This window comes from Xanthobacter nonsaccharivorans (genome assembly GCF_043194755.2).
In the GTDB taxonomy this organism is placed as follows: Bacteria; Pseudomonadota; Alphaproteobacteria; order Rhizobiales; family Xanthobacteraceae; genus Xanthobacter; species Xanthobacter autotrophicus_G.
On the sequence record NZ_CM195526.1, the window covers coordinates 357464 to 374969 of the forward strand.

17 protein-coding genes are annotated in these 17506 nt (G+C 70.2%); 9 read left to right on the plus strand and 8 right to left on the minus strand.

What is annotated here, in order from left to right; translation table 11 throughout:
• Positions 1-66: 66 nt before the first annotated feature.
• The 3 genes from V5F59_RS01600 to V5F59_RS01610 all read right to left on the minus strand — a co-directional run bounded on the left by V5F59_RS01600 (position 67) and on the right by V5F59_RS01610 (position 1883).
• Positions 67-285, minus strand: coding sequence for a DUF2158 domain-containing protein (locus V5F59_RS01600; RefSeq protein WP_393979715.1), 219 nt, complete (start codon positions 283-285; stop codon positions 67-69).
• Positions 286-423: 138 nt separating this feature from the next.
• Positions 424-1359 carry an oxygen-dependent coproporphyrinogen oxidase gene (gene hemF, locus V5F59_RS01605; RefSeq protein WP_393979717.1) on the minus strand — a complete coding sequence of 312 codons (936 nt, stop codon included), beginning with the start codon at positions 1357-1359 and terminating at the stop codon, positions 424-426.
• A 62-nt stretch (positions 1360-1421) separates the two neighbouring features.
• Positions 1422-1883: a tRNA (cytidine(34)-2'-O)-methyltransferase gene (locus V5F59_RS01610; protein ID WP_393979719.1), complete on the minus strand. Its 462-nt coding sequence runs from the start codon at positions 1881-1883 to the stop codon at positions 1422-1424.
• 459 nt (positions 1884-2342) lie between these two features.
• Here V5F59_RS01610 and petA point away from each other — a divergent pair, with 459 nt between their 5' ends.
• The 4 genes from petA (at position 2343) to V5F59_RS01630 (ending at position 5743) form a co-directional block, all read left to right on the plus strand.
• Positions 2343-2870, plus strand: a complete 528-nt coding sequence (petA, locus tag V5F59_RS01615; protein ID WP_393979721.1) for a ubiquinol-cytochrome c reductase iron-sulfur subunit — start codon at positions 2343-2345, stop codon at positions 2868-2870.
• A gap of 37 nt (positions 2871-2907) precedes the next feature.
• Positions 2908-4182 carry a cytochrome b gene (locus V5F59_RS01620; protein ID WP_393979723.1) on the plus strand — a complete coding sequence of 425 codons (1275 nt, stop codon included), beginning with the start codon at positions 2908-2910 and terminating at the stop codon, positions 4180-4182.
• A 22-nt stretch (positions 4183-4204) separates the two neighbouring features.
• Positions 4205-5047: a cytochrome c1 gene (locus V5F59_RS01625; protein WP_393979725.1), complete on the plus strand. Its 843-nt coding sequence runs from the start codon at positions 4205-4207 to the stop codon at positions 5045-5047.
• 159 nt (positions 5048-5206) lie between these two features.
• Complete coding sequence (locus V5F59_RS01630; protein ID WP_393979727.1) at positions 5207-5743, plus strand: adenine phosphoribosyltransferase; 537 nt, start codon at positions 5207-5209, stop codon at positions 5741-5743.
• Positions 5744-5918: 175 nt separating this feature from the next.
• Here the strand turns inward: V5F59_RS01630 and V5F59_RS01635 are convergent, their stop codons facing one another.
• Together V5F59_RS01635 and V5F59_RS01640 are read right to left on the minus strand one after the other, a co-directional pair.
• The gene (locus V5F59_RS01635; RefSeq protein WP_393979729.1) at positions 5919-6878 is read right to left on the minus strand and encodes an NAD(P)H-dependent flavin oxidoreductase; all 960 of its coding nucleotides are present in this window, start codon (positions 6876-6878) and stop codon (positions 5919-5921) included.
• Positions 6879-6999: 121 nt separating this feature from the next.
• Positions 7000-7914, minus strand: coding sequence for a diacylglycerol/lipid kinase family protein (locus tag V5F59_RS01640; protein ID WP_393979731.1), 915 nt, complete (start codon positions 7912-7914; stop codon positions 7000-7002).
• A 106-nt stretch (positions 7915-8020) separates the two neighbouring features.
• Between V5F59_RS01640 and V5F59_RS01645 the strand changes: the two genes are divergently transcribed.
• From V5F59_RS01645 to V5F59_RS01665, 5 genes are all read left to right on the plus strand, one after another.
• Complete coding sequence (locus tag V5F59_RS01645) at positions 8021-8422, plus strand: hypothetical protein (protein ID WP_393979733.1); 402 nt, start codon at positions 8021-8023, stop codon at positions 8420-8422.
• 199 nt (positions 8423-8621) lie between these two features.
• On the plus strand, positions 8622-9842 hold the full coding sequence (locus V5F59_RS01650) for a GGDEF domain-containing protein (RefSeq protein ID WP_393979735.1): 1221 nt from the start codon (positions 8622-8624) through the stop codon (positions 9840-9842).
• 276 nt (positions 9843-10118) lie between these two features.
• A complete protein-coding gene (locus V5F59_RS01655; protein ID WP_509211156.1) occupies positions 10119-10640 on the plus strand; it encodes a hypothetical protein in 522 nt (173 codons plus the stop codon).
• Positions 10641-10657: 17 nt separating this feature from the next.
• A complete protein-coding gene (locus V5F59_RS01660; protein ID WP_509211157.1) occupies positions 10658-11257 on the plus strand; it encodes a hypothetical protein in 600 nt (199 codons plus the stop codon).
• A gap of 38 nt (positions 11258-11295) precedes the next feature.
• Entirely contained in the window at positions 11296-11925 is a 630-nt protein-coding gene (locus tag V5F59_RS01665) for a YcgN family cysteine cluster protein (protein ID WP_393981793.1), read from the plus strand.
• 172 nt (positions 11926-12097) lie between these two features.
• Here V5F59_RS01665 and V5F59_RS01670 read toward each other — a convergent pair whose 3' ends face one another.
• The 3 genes from V5F59_RS01670 to V5F59_RS01680 form a co-directional block, all read right to left on the minus strand.
• The gene (locus V5F59_RS01670; RefSeq protein WP_393982120.1) at positions 12098-14941 is read right to left on the minus strand and encodes an EAL domain-containing protein; all 2844 of its coding nucleotides are present in this window, start codon (positions 14939-14941) and stop codon (positions 12098-12100) included.
• Between the two features lie 419 nt (positions 14942-15360).
• The gene (locus tag V5F59_RS01675) at positions 15361-15966 is read right to left on the minus strand and encodes a hypothetical protein (RefSeq protein ID WP_393981795.1); all 606 of its coding nucleotides are present in this window, start codon (positions 15964-15966) and stop codon (positions 15361-15363) included.
• A gap of 151 nt (positions 15967-16117) precedes the next feature.
• Entirely contained in the window at positions 16118-17500 is a 1383-nt protein-coding gene (locus V5F59_RS01680) for a PP2C family protein-serine/threonine phosphatase (RefSeq protein ID WP_393981797.1), read from the minus strand.
• Positions 17501-17506 lie beyond the last annotated feature (6 nt).

Genomic DNA, 17506 nt, shown 5'->3' on the forward strand with positions numbered 1-17506 from the left:
TGCCCAAGCCCGCGCCGGGCTCGGGCCCATCCGCCCGGGATCGGTCGAGGACCGGGACCGAGAAGTTCAGTCCTCGTCCTCGTCTTCCTCGTCTTCCTCTTCATCGTCGTCGAAATCGGCAACCTCGAGCTTTTCGAGGGCGACGGCCGGCAGGATGTGGGTGCGGAACTCGCTCACCTCTTCCGCGTACCATAATACCGAAACGTCTTCCCCCGTCACCGACACGACGGCGAGGGCGGGGCTGCCGGACTTGAGCTGCACGATGTCACCGGGTTCGAAGGCCATGGTCTCACGTCTCCCCGCTGGGCGCGACGACTGCGCCCGGAGAGGCTTAGACGTCGACCATGACGATCCTGTCACAGCCTGCCGGGCATGGAACGGCAGGCCGGGCGGGATGTTCCGCCTGCGCCCGCTTCCCCCTGCTCACGGCCACTTCACCACCGGCGGCATGGAGGAGAGGATGGATTCCACGTTGCCGCCGGTCTTCAGGCCGAAGATGGTGCCGCGGTCATAGAGCAGGTTGAACTCCACATAGCGGCCGCGGCGCACCAGCTGCTCTTCCCGGTCCTCCTCGGTCCAGGGCGTGGCCATGTTGGCGCGGACCAGCTTCGGGTAGATGTCGAGGAAGGCGAGGCCCACGTCGCGGGTGAAGGCGAAGTCCTCCTCCCAGGTGCCCTCGCCCGTCGAGGCGCTGTCCAGATAGTCGTAGAAGATGCCGCCGATGCCGCGCATCTCGTCCCGGTGCTTCAGGAAGAAATAGTCGTCGCACCACGCCTTGTAGCGCTCGTAGTCCGCCACCGGGTGGGCGGTGCAGGCCTCCTGCATGGCCCCGTGGAACGCCTGCGTGTCCGCATCCTCCTGGGTGCGCCGGCGGTCGAGCACGGGGGTGAGGTCCGCCCCGCCGCCGAACCACGCCTTGGTGGTGACGACGAAGCGCGTGTTCATGTGCACCGCCGGCACGTGCGGACTGGCCATGTGGGCGATCAGCGAGATGCCCGAGGCCCAGAAGCGCGGGTCCTCGGCCGCGCCGGGGATCTGGCCACGGAACTCGGGGGCGAACTCGCCGAACACGGTGGAGGTGTGCACCCCCACCTTCTCGAACAGGCGGCCGCGCATGAGCGCCATGGTGCCGCCGCCGCCGGGCGCGCCGGTATGGTCGGTGCGGGCCCAGGGGGTGCGGGCAAAGCGGCCCGCCGCGCCGGCGTGGAGCGCCGGGTCGGCCTCGTCCTCCAGCGCCTCGAAGGCGGCGATGATCCGGCCCTGCAGCTCCTCGAACCAGGCGCGGGCCGCGGCGCGGCGCGCATCGAGCGCGCCGTCGCCCGGCGCATGGGGAGACGTGGTTCCGTCGGATTGCGACATGGGGCGCTCCTCTTCTTGTGCGGGCCTTCTACGCCGCCCGGGCGCGCGGCGGAAGCGGGCCGTCAGCCGGGCGGGAAGCCGCCGGTCTGCCGCAGCGCCTCGGCAAGGGCGATGCCGGCGCTCACCGCCACGTTGAGCGAGCGCAGGCCGGCCCGCACGGGAATGCGCACCCGCGCATCCGCCGCCGCATGCACCTCCTCCGGCACGCCGGCCGATTCCCGGCCGAACAGCAGCACGTCGCCGGGCTGGAAGCGGAAGGCGGGCAGCGGCTCGGCCGCCCTGGTGGTGAACAGGACCAGCCGGCGCCCCTCGGCCCGGCGCTCCGCGTCGAAGGCGGCGAAGGAGGCGTGCCGCCGCCACGTGACCTGGTCGATATAATCCATGCCGGCGCGGCGGAAGCCCGCATCTCCCACCGGAAAGCCCGCCGGCTCGATGATGTGCACCTCCACGCCGAAGCAGGCGCCGGTGCGCAGGATGGTGCCGGCGTTCTGCGCGATGTCGGGGCAATAGAGGGCGATGCGCACGGGCCGGCGTCTCGGGCGTGGGGGGGGGGATAAGGCGGCGGCAGGGACACCAGAAAACCGCATCCGGCGCAAGCCTTTGCCGCCCGGTGTGAAGGCCGGGGCGTGCCGGGGCCGGGCATGGCAGCTGCGAGGGGGAGGGCGGGGATGGCCAACCCGCCGGCGGCAGGCCGGGCCGCCGAGGCCCGGCGTCCGGTGAAAACGCGAGCGTGGCGGCGGGCGCGGGTGCGCGGGGTGCGACATCGAAGTGTCGCAGGAGAGGACCGCGTGCCGCATCGCCATGATCTGGACAAGATGAGGCGAGGGTGCAATTAGAGGCGCTTGAAAGTGGCGGCTCGCGTGTGCACGCGGTCGCCGCGTATGCGTGCGGCTTGAAATCCAGGGGTGTGCAGCCTGCGAAAAGCGGGCGGCTCAGGGGCGAAGGACGCGCGCAGCGACGACAACAGGATCGGGGACTGCGCCGTGGCACATACGGAGACGTCGGACACGACGACGCGTCGGGACTTCCTCTACATCGCGACCGGCGCCGTGGGCGCTGTCGGGGCCGCCGCCATGGTGTGGCCCTTCGTTTCCCAGATGCAGCCCGACGCCTCGGTGCTCGCGCTCTCCACCACGGAGGTGGACCTTTCTCCCATCGCCGAGGGGCAGATCGTCACCGTGCAGTGGCGCGGCAAGCCGATCTTCATCTCCCACCGCACCGCGGCGGAGATCAAGTCGGCCCAGGACGTGCCGCTTTCCGCGCTGCCCGACCCCCAGCCTGACTCGGCCCGCGTGAAGCCCGGCAAGGACCAGTGGCTCGTGCTGATCGGCATCTGCACCCATCTGGGCTGCATCCCGCTCGGCCATCAGGGCCCGTACAACGGCTGGTTCTGCCCCTGCCACGGCTCGGTCTATGACACCTCCGGCCGCATCCGGCAGGGACCGGCGCCGCTCAACCTCGCGCTCCCGCCCTACGCCTTCACCACCGACACCAAGATCGTGATCGGCTGACGCGCGCTTCGTCGCCGCTTTCAAAAAGGTTGGACCCATGGAAGGACATTCCACCTACCAGCCCAAGGGGAAGATTGCGCAGTGGTTCGAGAGCCGCTTGCCGATCGTTGGGTTGATTCATTCCTCGGCCATCGCCTATCCGGTGCCGAAGAATCTCAATTACATGTGGACCTTCGGCGCCATCCTGAGCCTGATGCTGGTCGTCCAGATCGTCTCCGGCGTCGTTCTGGCCATGCATTATGTGGCCTACGCGCCGGTGTCCTTCGCCCGCGTCGAGCACATCATGCGCGACGTGAGCTACGGCTGGCTGATCCGCTACATCCACGCCAACGGCGCCTCGATGTTCTTCATCGCGGTGTATATCCACATCTTCCGCGGCATGTACTACGGCTCGTACAAGGCCCCGCGCGAGGTGTTGTGGATCCTCGGCGTGATCATCTATTTGCTCATGATGGCCACCGGCTTCATGGGCTACGTGCTGCCCTGGGGCCAGATGTCCTTCTGGGGCGCCACCGTGATCACCAACCTGTTCTCGGCCATCCCGCTGGTGGGCGAGACCATCGTGCAGTGGCTGTGGGGCGGCTATTCGGTGGGTGATCCCACGCTGAACCGCTTCTTCTCCCTGCACTATCTCCTGCCGTTCATGATCGCCGGCGTGGTCGGGCTGCACATCTGGGCGCTCCACCATGTGGGCCAGAACAACCCGGACGGCATCGACATCAAGAGCGTGGCCAAGGACACGGTGCCCTTCACCCCCTATGCCACCATCAAGGACACCTTCGCCATGGTGGTGTTCCTGATCTTCTTCTCCTGGTTCATCTTCTACATCCCGAACTATCTCGGCCACTCGGACAATTACATTCCGGCCAACCCGCTCTCGACCCCGGCGCATATCGTGCCTGAATGGTACTACCTGCCGTTCTACGCGATCCTGCGGTCGATCCCGGACAAGCTGGGCGGCGTGGTGGCCATGTTCGGTGCCATCGTGGTGCTGGCCTTCCTGCCCTGGCTCGACACCTCCAAGGTGCGCTCGGCCAAGTACCGCCCGCTGTACCGCCAGTTCTTCTGGGTCTTCGTGGTGGTGGCGGTGGGCCTCGGCTACCTCGGCTCGCAGCCGGCTGAAGGCGGCTACGTGATCGTCTCGCGGATCTTCACCGCCTATTACTTCATCCACTTCCTCATCATCCTGCCGCTGCTCGGCCTGTTCGAGCGTCCCAAGCCCCTGCCGGCCTCCATCGCGGATGCCGTGCTTGCCAAGGGCGCGAAGGGCGGTGCGGCGGTCGCCGGGGCCTCCGGCCCCGGGACCCACTGAGCCGGGCACGGAGAGAACAGCAATGAAGATCCGTAGCAGTCTCTTCGGTGCCGTCGCGGCGGCGCTCGTCCTGGTCGGCGCGCCCGCGTTCGCCGCGGAAAGCGGCGGCCACGACGGCCGGCCGTCGCGCGAATCCTGGTCGTTCGCCGGGCCGTTCGGCATGTACGATCCCGCCCAGCTCCAGCGCGGCTTCAAGGTGTTCAAGGAAGTGTGCAGCGCCTGCCACTCCGCGAACTACCTGTACTTCCGCAACCTCGCCCAGACCGGCGGCCCCGGCTTCACCGAGGCGCAGGCCAAGCAGGTGGCGAGCGAGTACCAGATCACCGACGGGCCGAACGACGCGGGCGACATGTTCCAGCGTCCGGGCCGCCTGTCCGACCACTGGCCGGCGCCGTTCCCGAACGACAACGCCGCCCGCGCCGCCAATGGCGGCGCCCTGCCGCCGGACTTCTCGGTGCTGGCCAAGGCCCGCTCCTACCACGTGGGCTTCCCGGGCTTCATCACGGACGCCTTCATCCAGTACCAGGAGCACGGCGTGGACTATATCCACGCGCTGCTCACCGGCTACACGGATGCGCCGTCGGGCGTGCACATGCAGCCGGGCCTGAACTACAACAAGTATTTCCCCGGCAACCAGATCGCCATGCCGAAGCCGCTCAGCGACGGCCAGGTGGAATATTCCGACGGTTCGCCGCAGACCGTCGACCAGTATTCGCAGGACGTCTCCGCCTTCATGATGTGGGTGGCCGAGCCGCACCTCGACGCGCGCAAGCGCATCGGCTTCCAGGTGATGATCTTCCTCATCGTCCTGTCGGGCCTGCTCTACTTCACCAAGAAGAAGATCTGGTCGAAGATCGCCCATTGATCGGGCCGGACCGCACGCGATGAAGGGCCCTCCGGGGCCCTTTTTCGTGTCCGGACCTGCCCGGGAGCAGGAGGGAAGGGGCGGGCGCGCTCGCACCAACGTGCTTTTACTTCATCCGCCGCGACCCTATTGAAGCGGAACCTTCGCCCGGAGCCCCCGATGACCCCCGCCGATTTCGCTGCCTCGATCCGCACCATCCCGGACTATCCCAAGCCCGGCATCCTGTTCCGCGACATCACCACCCTGCTGGGCGACGCGCGGGCCTTCCGCCGGGCGGTGGACGAGCTGGTGCAGCCGTGGGCGGGGGCCAAGATCGACAAGGTGGCGGGCATCGAGGCGCGCGGCTTCATCCTCGGCGGGGCGGTGGCGCACCAGCTCTCCGCCGGTTTCGTGCCGATCCGCAAGAAGGGCAAGCTGCCCCACCAGACCGTGCGCATGGCCTACGCCCTCGAATATGGCGAGGACGAGATCGAGATGCACGTGGATGCCATCGCCCCCGGCCAGCGGGTGCTGCTGGTGGACGACCTCATTGCCACCGGCGGCACCGCCACCGGCGCGGTGAGGCTGCTGAAGACCTGCGGGGCCGTGGTGGAGGCCGCCTGCTTCATCGTCGACCTGCCGGACCTCGGTGGCGCCGAGAAGCTGCGCCAGGCCGGCGTCGCGGTGCGCACCCTCGTCGCCTTCCCCGGCCACTGACCCCCCGGGCCGGCGGGGCTCTTTCCACGGGCCCTTTGGTCAAGCCACGGCGTCCGGCTCATGCCGTCTGATCCGGCACGCCACGTGCCGCAAACCCAGAGAACGCCCGGGAAGCCGTGTGAGCCTGCCCGGCGCTGGTCGAGGACCGGGGCAGGGGCATGAGGCGCGGGCCTCCTCACCCCGCCGCGGCGAGAGCGCGGGGCGCCAGGCGGGCCGCAGCGGCGGCGAGGGCGGCGTCATATTCGCGGGCGAGGCGGGCGCACAGCTCCGCGGCCGCCGGGATGTCGGCGATGGCGCCCACCCCGTGCCCGGCCGACCACACGTCCCGCCAGGCCTTGGCCTCGCTGGCCATGTCGAGGTCGCCGTGGCGCTTGAGGTTGGCGGGGTCCAGCCCGGCGCGCACCAGCGAGGGCCGGAGGAAATTGGCGTTCACGCCGGAAATGGCGTCGGTGTAGAGCACGTCGTCGGCGGCGGAGGCCACCAGCATCTCCTTGAAGGCCTCGGGGGCGAGGCTCTCGCGGGTGGCGATGAAGCGGGTGCCGAGATAGGCGAGGTCGGCTCCCATCACCTGTGCGGCGGCGATGTGCGCGCCGGTGGAGATGGCGCCGGAGAGCACCAGCGTGCCCGCGAAGAAGCGCCGGATCTCGCCCAGCAGGGCGAACGGGCTCAGCGTGCCCGCATGGCCGCCCGCCCCGGCGCAGACGGCGATGATGCCGTCCACCCCGGCCTCCAGCGCCTTCTCCGCATGCCGCCGGCTGATGACGTCGTGAAAGACCAGCCCGCCATAGGCATGCACCGCCTCCACCACCTCGCGCACCGCGCCCAGGGAGGTGATGACGAGCGGCACCTTCTTCGCCACCGTCACGCCGAGGTCGGCGGCAAGGCGCGCGTTGGATTTGTGGACGATGAGGTTGACGCCGAAGGGGGCGGCCCCCGGAGCGGCGGAGAGGCGGCCGGCGATCTCGTCCAGCCAGCCGGCATAAGCTTCCGTGGAGCGGGCATTGAGGGCCGGGAAGGTGCCGAGGATGCCGCCGCGGCTCGTCTCCACCACCAGGTCGGGCCCGGAGACCAGGAACATGGGGGCGGCGATGGCGGGCACGGCAAGACGCCCCGAAAGAGCGGGGGGCAAGGGCATGGCGTCTCCTCTCGCGGCGCGGGCCGATCGCTGCGGCGACCGGACGCCTGTTGTCCGGGACAGTTGAACGCGCCCCGCCGCTGCTGTCAATCAAGTGCCCTAAGCGTCAGACAGGGGATGGTTACGTCACATCTTCGATGGCGTATCGCCGCCACTGGAGCGCCTGGGGCGGCACCAGCAGGTTCAGCGCGCCGGGCGCGATGGCATAGCGCAGGGGCAATTGCTCGCGGTGCACCTCCCCGTCCGTCGCCACCCAGGCCCGGCGGCGCCGGGCGTGGATGGTGACGCGCCGCGCCTGGAAGGCGTGGATGCCGGGCTTGCCGCGCCAGCTGTCGATGAGCACGTCGGCGCCCGTCTTCAGCCGGGCCAGGGTGCCGCGATCCTCCGCCACCAGCACCTCCAGCAGGCCGCCGTCGAGGCGCGAGCGGTGCCAGCCCGGCGCGTCGAAGGCGTTGACGGTGACGAGGGCGGCATAGGCCTCGATGGGCTCGCGCGCCCCGGCCACCTCCACCTCCAGCGAGAAGCGGCCGGAGCGCAGCAGCGCCCGTCCCAGCGCCTGGAGCCAGCCGATGATGCGACCGCGCTGGTTGCGCAGCTGCTCGCGGGCCAGGGCCATCTGGCTGAAGAAGCCGACCCCCGAGACGCCGTGGAACGGCCGCCCGTTCACCGTGCCGAGGTCCACCCGCATGGGCCGCGCGCGGTGCAGCGCCTCCAGCGCGCCGGCAAGGTCGCGGGGCAGGCCGATGTCGTAGGCGAGCATGTTCATGGTGCCGAGCGGCAGCACGCCCAGCACCGTGTCCGTATTGGCGAACACGGAGGCGGCATAGGAAACGGTGCCGTCCCCCGCGCCCACCACCACCGTGTCGCAGGCGTCCCGGGGGGCGGTGGCGATGGCGCGCATCAGGTCCTCGCCCTCCGCCACGATCACCTCCACGTCCAGGTCATGGCGTGTGAGGGCGTCATCCACAGTCTTGCGGATCCGGTCGGCCCCAAGGTCACCGACCGTTCCCGCTTTGGCATTGAGTACAACCCGCATTCGCCGCATGGTGGCTCCTCCAGACCGGCACAAGCGCCGCGCGCCCGGGAGGTTCCCTCCGCCGGGCCGCCGCTTCGCCCCGCCGACGCACACGAGGACCTCCACCATGGCGACGACGCCCTCCCCCGCCAAGCGCTCTTCCATCCTGCGTCTCCGGGCGGGCCTGCTGCTGCTCCTGGCCTTCCTCGTCCTGTGCGGCACCGGCGGTCATTTCGTGGCGCGGCAGTTCGGCCTCGGGCTCGGCTGGGCCATCCTCCTCGCCATCCTCATCTGGGTGGGCCTGGGCATGGTCATCGCCCGGCTGGACAGCCGCCTCTACTACGGGGCCGCCGTGGCTGTGACGGCGCTGCTCGCCTATCTCGTCTACGACTTCAGCACGTCCGCGCTCGACTGGCCGCATTGGGTCTCGCTGGCGCTCGCGGCCGTCGCAGTGCTGCTCCTGGGCTTCACCTTCCACGATTTCCGCAGGTTGAAGAACGAGTTGCGCGTCTGGGCCTATCGCCGCTAACACATGCGTGCGAGGTGCGGGCGCCGCCGTGATGGCAATGGAGCGAGCTTGACATTCCCGCCGCCGCGCCTGAATGAGGCAACCGTATGGTTGGCACCTCGGGGGGCGTGCTACCTGAAGGTGGCCATCTGCGCAGGCATGGCACGCCGGAAGTGGTGGAGAGGGGAGAAGGACAGGCAAGGGGGCTTCCGGACCGAGCATGACCGAAGGACGTCTCTATATTTTCGCCGGTCCTGCCGTGTCGCTCATCATCGCCGTGGTGTTCCTGCTGGTGTGGATCTACCAGCGCGAGCGGCGCTACGTCCTCTATTTCGCCATTGCCTTCTTCGCCTACGCGCTGGCGCTTCTCTCCCAGGTCCTCTCCGTCCCGCGGGATGTGGGGCAGAACACCATCGTCTCGGCCATCATCTACACCTTTGCCATCTTCAGCCTGGTGGAAGGGGTGCTGGCGCGCTTCGGCAAGACGGCGGGGCCGATCCTGTTCATCATCGCCGGCGGCATCCTCGCCCTGCTCTATTACTTCTTCTATTTCGACCGGAACCTGGTTGCCCGCATCTATGTGCAGAACTTCGGCTACGGGCTGCTGTTCCTGGTCGCGGCGGGGCAGATCGGGGTGGTGCGGCAGCGGCGGCTGCGTGACCAGCTGCTGTTCTGGGCGTTTGCCTTGTTCGGCGTCCAGTTCTTCGTGCGGACGGTGGCCACCATGTCGGTCTCCGATGCGCTCTACGAGATCGACCGGCTGCGCGAGCGCGGGGTGGACCCGCAGCTGATCGCCACCGCGTTCCGCGAGAGCGCCTTCTGGCAGGTGCTCAACTTCACCATTCTCATCAGCGCATTCCTCATCGCGCTGATCCTGCTCGCCACCGTCGCCTTCGACATGATCGACGAGATGCGCCGGGAGCGGGAGGTGGACCCCCTCACCGGCATGGCCAGCCGCGACGGGCTGCGCCGGCGCGCGGCGGAGCTGTTCACCGAGCCGGCCGGCGCGCCCGTGTGCGTGGTCTATTGCTCCATCGACCATCTCAAGGCCATCAGCGACACCTACGGCCCGGTTCCCGGCGACCGGGTGCTCCAGGCCTTCAGCCGGCTGCTCGTCGCCGAGGCGAGTTCCGGCGACGTGGCGGCGCGCCTGGGCGGGGATGCCTTCGCCTTGCTGCTCACCCGCACCAACAAGGTGGGCGCGGAACTGGTGGCCGAGCGGGTGCACGCGGAGATGGGCCTCACCCGCTTCTCCCTGCTGCCGGCGCACGTGACGGTGACCGCCAGCTTCGGCGTGGCCGAGCGCCGGCCGGGGGAGGAACTGCTCGACCTGCTGGAGCGTGCCGCCGGCCTTGCCGCCAATGTCCGAATGGCCGGCGGCGACGGGGTGGTGACGGAGCGCGACGGCGCGCAGCCCGCCCGGGACGATGAGGAGGATTGATCGAGATCAACGTCCCGGCTCGGGGGGCCGCCTAGCTTTTCCCAAAACATCAGGGGAGCTGGAAATGCCTGCCGAGACCGCCATCGTCATCGCCGGTGTGCTCATTGCCTTCGCCGGCTTCGCCGTGATCCTCGCCTGGGCCGACCACTACGCCAGCGGCGCGCCCAAGTCCTGACCGGAGAGGGCCTCCGGCGCCCCCCGGGGGGCTTGCCCCAGCGTCATCCCGCCGTATCCTGACCACGCGCGGATCAGGCCGCGCGGGGGGGGGGGGGGGCCATGATATCCATCCGTTCGGACGGTTGGTTCCGCGCCACGCCGCCGTGGCGGGGCCTTCGGTGCAGGGGACTCCGGTGCTGGGGATTTGCGGCGCTGCTTCTCGCGGCTGCCGCCGCGCCGGCCGGGGCCACCGGCAGCTTCAGCTGCAATGCCGAGGATTCAGGCCTGTCCTTCACCGCCGAAGCGGCCTTCTCCCATGGCATGGGGGAGGCGTTGAGCAATTTCCGGGCGGAGCTGACCCTCAAGGCGAAGGGGCCGGGCAAGGCCCTCGGCCCGCTGCCGCTGGATGGCGCGGCGCTGGCGCAGCATTGGCTGAACGGCGGCGACCTCCGCCTGCGCCTCTATCACGAGGGGGAAGGGGAGCGCGCCGTCGCCATCGACCTGGTGGTGGAGACGCGCCGCCGCATATCCGACGAGACCACCTTCGCCGGCCGTTATCGCCTCACCCTCTCCGGCCCCGGCGCGGGCGGCGGCGGCGGGGATCGCATCCTGAAGGGACGGGTGACGTGCTCCGTGGGCTGAGGCCCGCGGGAGCCGCCGTGCTTCTCGCCGTCGCATCCTCGGCCCCGACAGCTCCGGCGGGATCGGCGCCGCCGGCCGGCGGGCCGAGAAGCGGGCTGCCGCCGTTCGATTGCGGCGGGCCTTTCACCGCGCAGATGAGCCATGCCACGCTCGTCAGGCGCTTCGGCACGGGGAACGTGGTGTTCAGGACCGTCAACGCCGCCGAGGGCGAGCGGGCGAAGGCCTCCATCGTCTTCCCGGGCGACCCGGCCCGGCGGGTGGAGATCATCTGGCTCGATGAAAAGCGCCGGCGCCGCCCCGCCCAGGTCTCGGTCTCCGACCCGGGCGCCTGGCGGACGCCGGAGGGGACCGGCGTGGGCGACAGCCTGAAGGCGGTGGAGGCGGCGAACGGCAGGCCCTTCGTCCTGTATGGATTCGGCTGGGACTATGGCGGCACCGTCGTCGACTGGGAGGGCGGCCGGCTCGCGCGCACGGGCTGCCGGCTGCTGCTGCGCCTGACGCCACGGCCGGGCCCCTATGCCGGGGAGGCGGACGGCGAGCGGGCGTTCCGCTCCGACAGTGCGGTGATGGGGGCCATCGACCCCGTGGTCTACGAGATGCTGCTGACCTTCGAATGAGCGGACGCGCCATGCCCCGGCGTGCTAAAGGGCGGGCCATGACACCGCCCGCCCGCCGCCCCGCCCGCCCGAAGGCTGCCAGCTCCGCTTCCTCTCCTGCCGCGGCCCCCGCTGCGGAGCCGTTCTGGCGCACCACGCCGCTGTCCGCCATGAACGCGGCGCAGTGGGAGAGCCTGTGCGACGGCTGCGGGCGCTGCTGCCTGGTGAAGCTGGAGGACGAGGACAGCGGCGCCATCGCCTATACGGATGTCGCCTGCCAGCTGTTCGACGCCGGAAGCTGCCGCTGCGCCGATTATGCCAACCGCTCGGAGCGGGTGGCGGACTGCGTGCGCCTCACGCCCGAGGCGGTGGAGGACATCGGCTGGCTGCCGCCCACCTGCGCCTACCGCCTGGTGCGCGACGGGCAGGACCTGCCCTTCTGGCATCCCCTCGTCTCCGGCGATCCGCAGAGCGTGGTGCGGGCGGGCGTCTCGGTGATGGGCAAGGTGTCGGGGCTGGAAAGCGAGTTCGGCCTGTTCGAGCTGGTGGACCACATCGTCGCGTGGCCGGCCCGCTGGCCGCGCGGGGCCAAGGGGGCCGTGAAGGGCGCGGCCAAGGCTCCCGCGAAGGTTCCTGCCAAGACCCCGCCGCGGCGGCGGGCGAAGGCCGGGCCGGAGGCGTCCGAATAGGGGCTGGGCTTCACCGGGGCGGCTCCGGCCAGCTCCGGCTCACCGGCGCGGCGTCAGCCATCCGTTCTTCGGCCCGTGCGGACACAAGAGCGCTCTGCGCGAGCTTTTCTGCGCGAGCGTTCCTCCACGCGGGCTCGTCCCTGGAGTTCGCGGACGGACCCGGCTCCGGGCCCTATCCGGCGGTGCCGGAGCGCTTCTTGCCGCGGGTCTCGGCCGGCGGGGGCTCGATGAGGGCGCGGCATTCGTCAGCGGTGAGCGGCTCGCCGAAGACCACGCCCTGCCCGTATTCGCAGCCGAAGCGGGTCATCTCCGAGGCCTCGGCCTCCTTCTCCAGGCCCTCGGCCATCACGTCCATGCCGAGGTCGTGGGCGAGGTCGATCATGGCGCCGACGATCACCGGGCGGGCGGCGCGGGCGGGGCCCTTGGCGGTGTCGCGGACGAAGCGCGGGTCGATCTTCACGCTGTCGAAGGGGAAACGCTGGAGATAGGCGAGGGAGGAATAGCCGGTGCCGAAATCGTCGAGGCACAGGCCCGCCCCCAGCTCCCGCATGCGGCCGAGCACCACGGCGGCATATTCCGGGTTTTCCATAACGAGGCCCTCGGTCACCTCCAGCTTCAGCGAGCCGGGGGCCACCGTGTTGCGGGCGAGCACGGATTTCAGGTCCTGGATCAGATCGTGGCGCAGCAGCTGGCGCGACGAGACGTTCACATGCATGAACAGGGGCGGATCCACGCGCAGCAGGCGCTGCCACTGGCCGAGCTGGCGCGCCGCGCGGTCCAGCACGAACAGGCCGAGGTCGAGGATGAGCCCGGTCTCCTCCGCCAGCAGGATGAACTCGGAGGCGGCGAGCTCGCCGAGGCGCGGGTGGTTCCAGCGCATGTAGGCCTCGAAGCCGCCGATGGCCCGGTCGCCGAGGCGCACGATGGGCTGGTAGCGCACCGAGATCTGGTCCTTGTCGAGGGCCTCGCGCAGCTCCTGCTCCAGCACCACGCGGTCGATCTTCTGCTGGCGCATGGCGGGGCGGAACACCTCGATGCGGTCGCCGCCGATGCGCTTGGCGTAATACATGGCGAGCTCGGCATCCTTCAGCACCTCGTCGCGCTTGGTCATGTCCGCGCCGGACAGGACGAGGCCGATGGAGGCGGTGACGAACACCTCCCGGTCGGCGAAGGCGATGGGCGCGCGCAGCGAGCGGCGCAGGGTGTCGGCGAAGGTGGTGATGCGCTCGGGGTCGCGCTCGGACATGAGGATCATGCCGAACTGGTCGCCGGAGATGCGGGCCAGCGTGTCCTGCGGCTTCAGCAGGCGCATGAGGCGGCGGGCGACGGTGAGCAGGATGGAATCGGCCACCGCCATGCCCACCTGCACGTTCAGCTGCTTGAAGCGGTCGAGGTCGATGACCATCACCGTCGGCTTCACCTTGTCGTCGAGCCGCGCCATGGTGAGGGCCTGGGACAGGCGGTCGAGGAACAGTTCGCGGTTGGGCAGGCCGGTGAGGTTGTCGCGCACCGCGTCGTGCAGCAGGCGCTCGGCGGCGATGCGCTCGCCGGTCACGTCGGTGAGGGTGCCGATGCAGCGCACCACCTCGCCGTCGGTGCCCACCACGGGGCGCGCCTTCAGGTTGAAGGTGAGGTAGTGGCCGTCGATGGCCCTCAGGCGGAAGTCCTGGTCGATGCGGCCGCGGCGCTGGTCGATGATGCCGTCCAGCGTGGCGCGGAAGCGGTCGCGGTCGGCGGGGTGCAGCACCTCCAGCCAGCCGGCGGCCTCGGTCTCCAGCGAGTGGCGCTTGAGGCCCAGGGCCTCCTCCGCTTCGGGGGAGGTGTAGATGCGGTCCGTGTCCACATCCCAGTCCCACACGATGAGGCCGGAGCCGGCCAGCGCCAGCGCCCGGCGCTCCAGCTCGGAGGTGGAGCCCTGGATGCCGCCGATGCCGGCGAAGGCGTGCTGCATCACCGTGAAGCCGATGAGCATGACGATCAGCACCAGGCCGCCGGACAGCGCCGGGGCGGCAAGGTCGTTGGTGACGAAGCCGCCCACCGTCAGGCCGGCCATGAGCACCCACACCAGCAGCAGCGCCCAGGTGGGAATGATGAGCACGGCCCGGTCGAAGCCGTGCTGGGACAGCCAGATCACCACGCCGAAGCCGGCCACCGCTACCGCCAGCAGCGACAGGCGGGCGATGCCGGCGGCCACCGGCGCGTCGAGCAGCGCCACCACCACGAGGGCGGCGAGGAAGGTGAGCCAGCCGGCGGCCACGTGCACGTAGCGCACGTGCCAGCGGTTGAGATTGAGATAGGCGAACAGGAAGACCAGCAGGGTCGCGGTGAGGATGGCCTCGCCCGCCGCCCGCCAGAACTGCTCGGCGATGGGGGAGAGGCCGAACACCTTGGACCAGAAGGCGAAGTCGAGGCCGATATAGCCGAGCACCGCCCAGGCCAGCGCCGCCGCCGCCGGGAACATCACCGAGCCCTTCACCACGAACAGGATGGTGAGGAACAGGGCCAGCAGGCCGGCGATGCCGATGACGATGCCGTGGTAGAGGGTGAAGGCGTTCACCCGGTCCTTGTAGGCGTCGGGCTCCCACAGCTGCAGCTGGGGCAGGCTGGGGGTGCCGAGCTCGGCCACGAAGGAGACGGTGGAGCCGGGGTCGATGGTGATGAGGAAGACGTCCGCGTCGGGCGCGTTCTGCCGTTCCGGCTTGAAGCCCTGGCTAGCGGTGATGTTGATGATGCGCCGGTTGCCGAGGTCGGGCCAGAACAGGCCGGAGCCGGACATGCGGTAGTGCGGCGCGACGATCAGGCGGTCCACCTGCTCGTCGGTGTTGTTGGTGAGGGCGAAGGCGATCCAGTCCGCGTGCTGGCGCCCGTCGGAGGTCGGCACCTCGATGCGCCGCACCACGCCTTCCGCGTCGGGCGCGGCGGATAGCTGGAACCGCCCGTCCTGCGTGGTCTGCGGCTCCACGGCGGGGAGCAGGTCCGTGACCTTGGCGTCGAGGCGCAGGGCGATCGCCTCCATGCCCCGCGCGCTGTCGCCCGGCACGAGCACGGCGAGGAGGAGGGCCACCGACAGGGCGAGGACGCCAGCGAGGAACGACCGCAAATTCAGGTCTCCGCACCCGGTGCGATGCCGGGCCGAGGTTCGACGACGAAAGCACGATGCCGCGCGCGCAGGATCCGGAAAGGTGCGACGCAGGAAAGAGACGGCATCGAGCTCAAGCTTATCCGATCACGCCGCGCGCGTGAATCCTCGGCGCGGCCGGTCGCAATCGAAATTGTGTAGCCAAGCGGTGCGGCGGGAGCAAGGCGCGTGCCTGGGCGCCAGGCCGCATCCCCCATGGGAAAGCGGGGGCGCCCCAAAATGCAGGCACCGCCCCGGCCGGGCCGGAGCGGTGTCTGGAACGCCTCTGATCTTCCGGGCCGAACCGGCCGGCCGCCTCAGAAGAAGCGGCGGGCGGGGTCGCGCTCCTCGCCGGCCAGCGGCGCGGGCTCGCGGGTGAGGCGGGCGGCCTCCTCGCGGCGGACATATTCGGAGAAGGGGTCGAGGGCCTCTTCCTCCACCTGGGCCACCACTTCCTCGAGCGCGGCGGTGGCCACGTGGGAAGCAGGGTGGGAGACCGGCTGCGGCGCCAGCTGCGGGGCGGGGCGGGCGACCGGCGGGCGGGCCTCCTCGACCGGCACGGCGCGCTCGGAATCGGTGGTGCGCGAGGCCTTGGCGTCGAGCCACGGCAGCGGATAGGGCGAGGCGATGTAGGCGACGCCGTCGTCCTGCTCCCAGGCGATCATGTGCACCGCCTCCTCGGCGGGCATGCCGGGCAGGGAGAACATCTGGGGCAGATCGCGGGCCGTCCCGGTCCAGCCGATGGTGTGGGCGAGCTGGAAGGCCTCGTCCAGAAACGCGGCGACGGCCGCGAGACGATCCGCCCGCAGCGACTGGGCAAAATCGACGTCGAGAAGGCGGCGGAGATAGGACTCCACGCTGTCGCCGGCGGACCACTGGGAGCCGTTGGCGAACTGATAGACGTACACGCGCGGATTTTCCATCACGCAGCTCCACTACACGTCACAGAGAGCGGTCCTCTTAGCAAAAAGGACGGAGAAACACAAAAGCCCGCCACAGCTTCCCTCGCAAACACTTAAACGTTCGTCACCGGCACGCCGCCGGAGCCGTCCGCGGCCGCCCGCAGCGCCGGCATCACGGCACCGGCGCCTCTGCCGTAGCGGCACCGCTGAAGCTGACGGCCAGCGCCGTCATGTCGTCGAACTGGGGGGCGGTGCCGGAATAGGCGGCGATGGCGTCCAGCAGGTCCGGCACGAAGCTGGCAACGGGCGCGGCGCGCACCTCCCCCACCGCCGCGTCGAGCCGGGCCTCGCCGAACTGGACCTCGGCCGGGTCCACCGCATCGGTGAGGCCGTCGGAGAACAGGAACAGGCGGTCGCCCGGGGCAAGGCGCGTCGTGGCCGCGCGGGTCCGGGCCCCCTCCATGATGGCGAGGGCGATGCCGGTGGCGGCCGGCCGGTCGATGCTGCCGTCGGCGCGCAGGATCATGCAGTCCGTGTGGCCGCAGTTGCAGTAGGCCATCTCCCCGGTGTCGAGGTCGATGACGGCGCAGAACAGGGTGACGAACATGTCCTCGCTGTTGGTGGCGCACAGAAGGTCGTTCACCGCGGCGACGGCGCGGGCGAGGTCCGGCTCGGAACGCAGCACCATGCGCAGGGCGGTCTGGGTGGCGCTCATGAACAGGGCGGCGGGCGTGCCCTTGCCGGCCACGTCGCCGAGGCTCACCACCAGGCGGCGCGGGTCGATGAGGAAATAATCGTAGAAGTCGCCGCCCACGTCCTTGGCCGGGCGCATCTCGGCGCAGATCTCGGCCCGGCCGGCCAGCGCCTCGGCCGGCAGGGGGTGGGGCAGCATAGCGCGCTGGATGGCGGCGGCGTTCGCCATCTCCCGCCGCTCGGCGGCGCGCGTCATGATGGCCTCGGCGAGCCGGCGGAAGGAGTGGGAGAAGTCCACCAGCTCGGGCAGGGGATTGCGCAGCTCGTCCAGCAGCTTCAGGTCGAACTCGCGGCGTTCCAGCGCGTTGAGGGCGTTGGCGTAGAAGCCGAAGGCGCGGTTAAAGGTCTCGAACCGGTGGCCGAACTGGCGCATCACCGCCTGGAGCAGGTCCGGATTGGCGCGCCCCGCCGCCTTGAGCGCCGCGCCCGACAGGCGGACGGCCCGGAGCGGGGTGAGGGCATCCACATGGGCGGTGCGGGCGACGCCGGTGAAGGCGGCGATCTCGCCGATCACCGCCGGGGCGGCAAGGGTTGCGAGCTCCACATGGGCATAGGGCGTGTCGATGGCGACGACGGCGGTGCCGTCCACCACCAGGAGGGCGAAGGTGTCGCGGTCACCCCGGCGGATGAGCCGGGTGCCGGCCTCCACTTCCACCATCTGGCCGGCGGCCACCAGCACGGCCAGGTCCGCCTCGTCGAACTCCGCGAAATAGGGGTGGGCGGCCATGACCCGCGCGAAGGCGGCGGCCTCCTCCGGGCCGAGGGCGGGCGTCTCCTCCTGTCGATACGTCAACGGCGTCATGGGTTT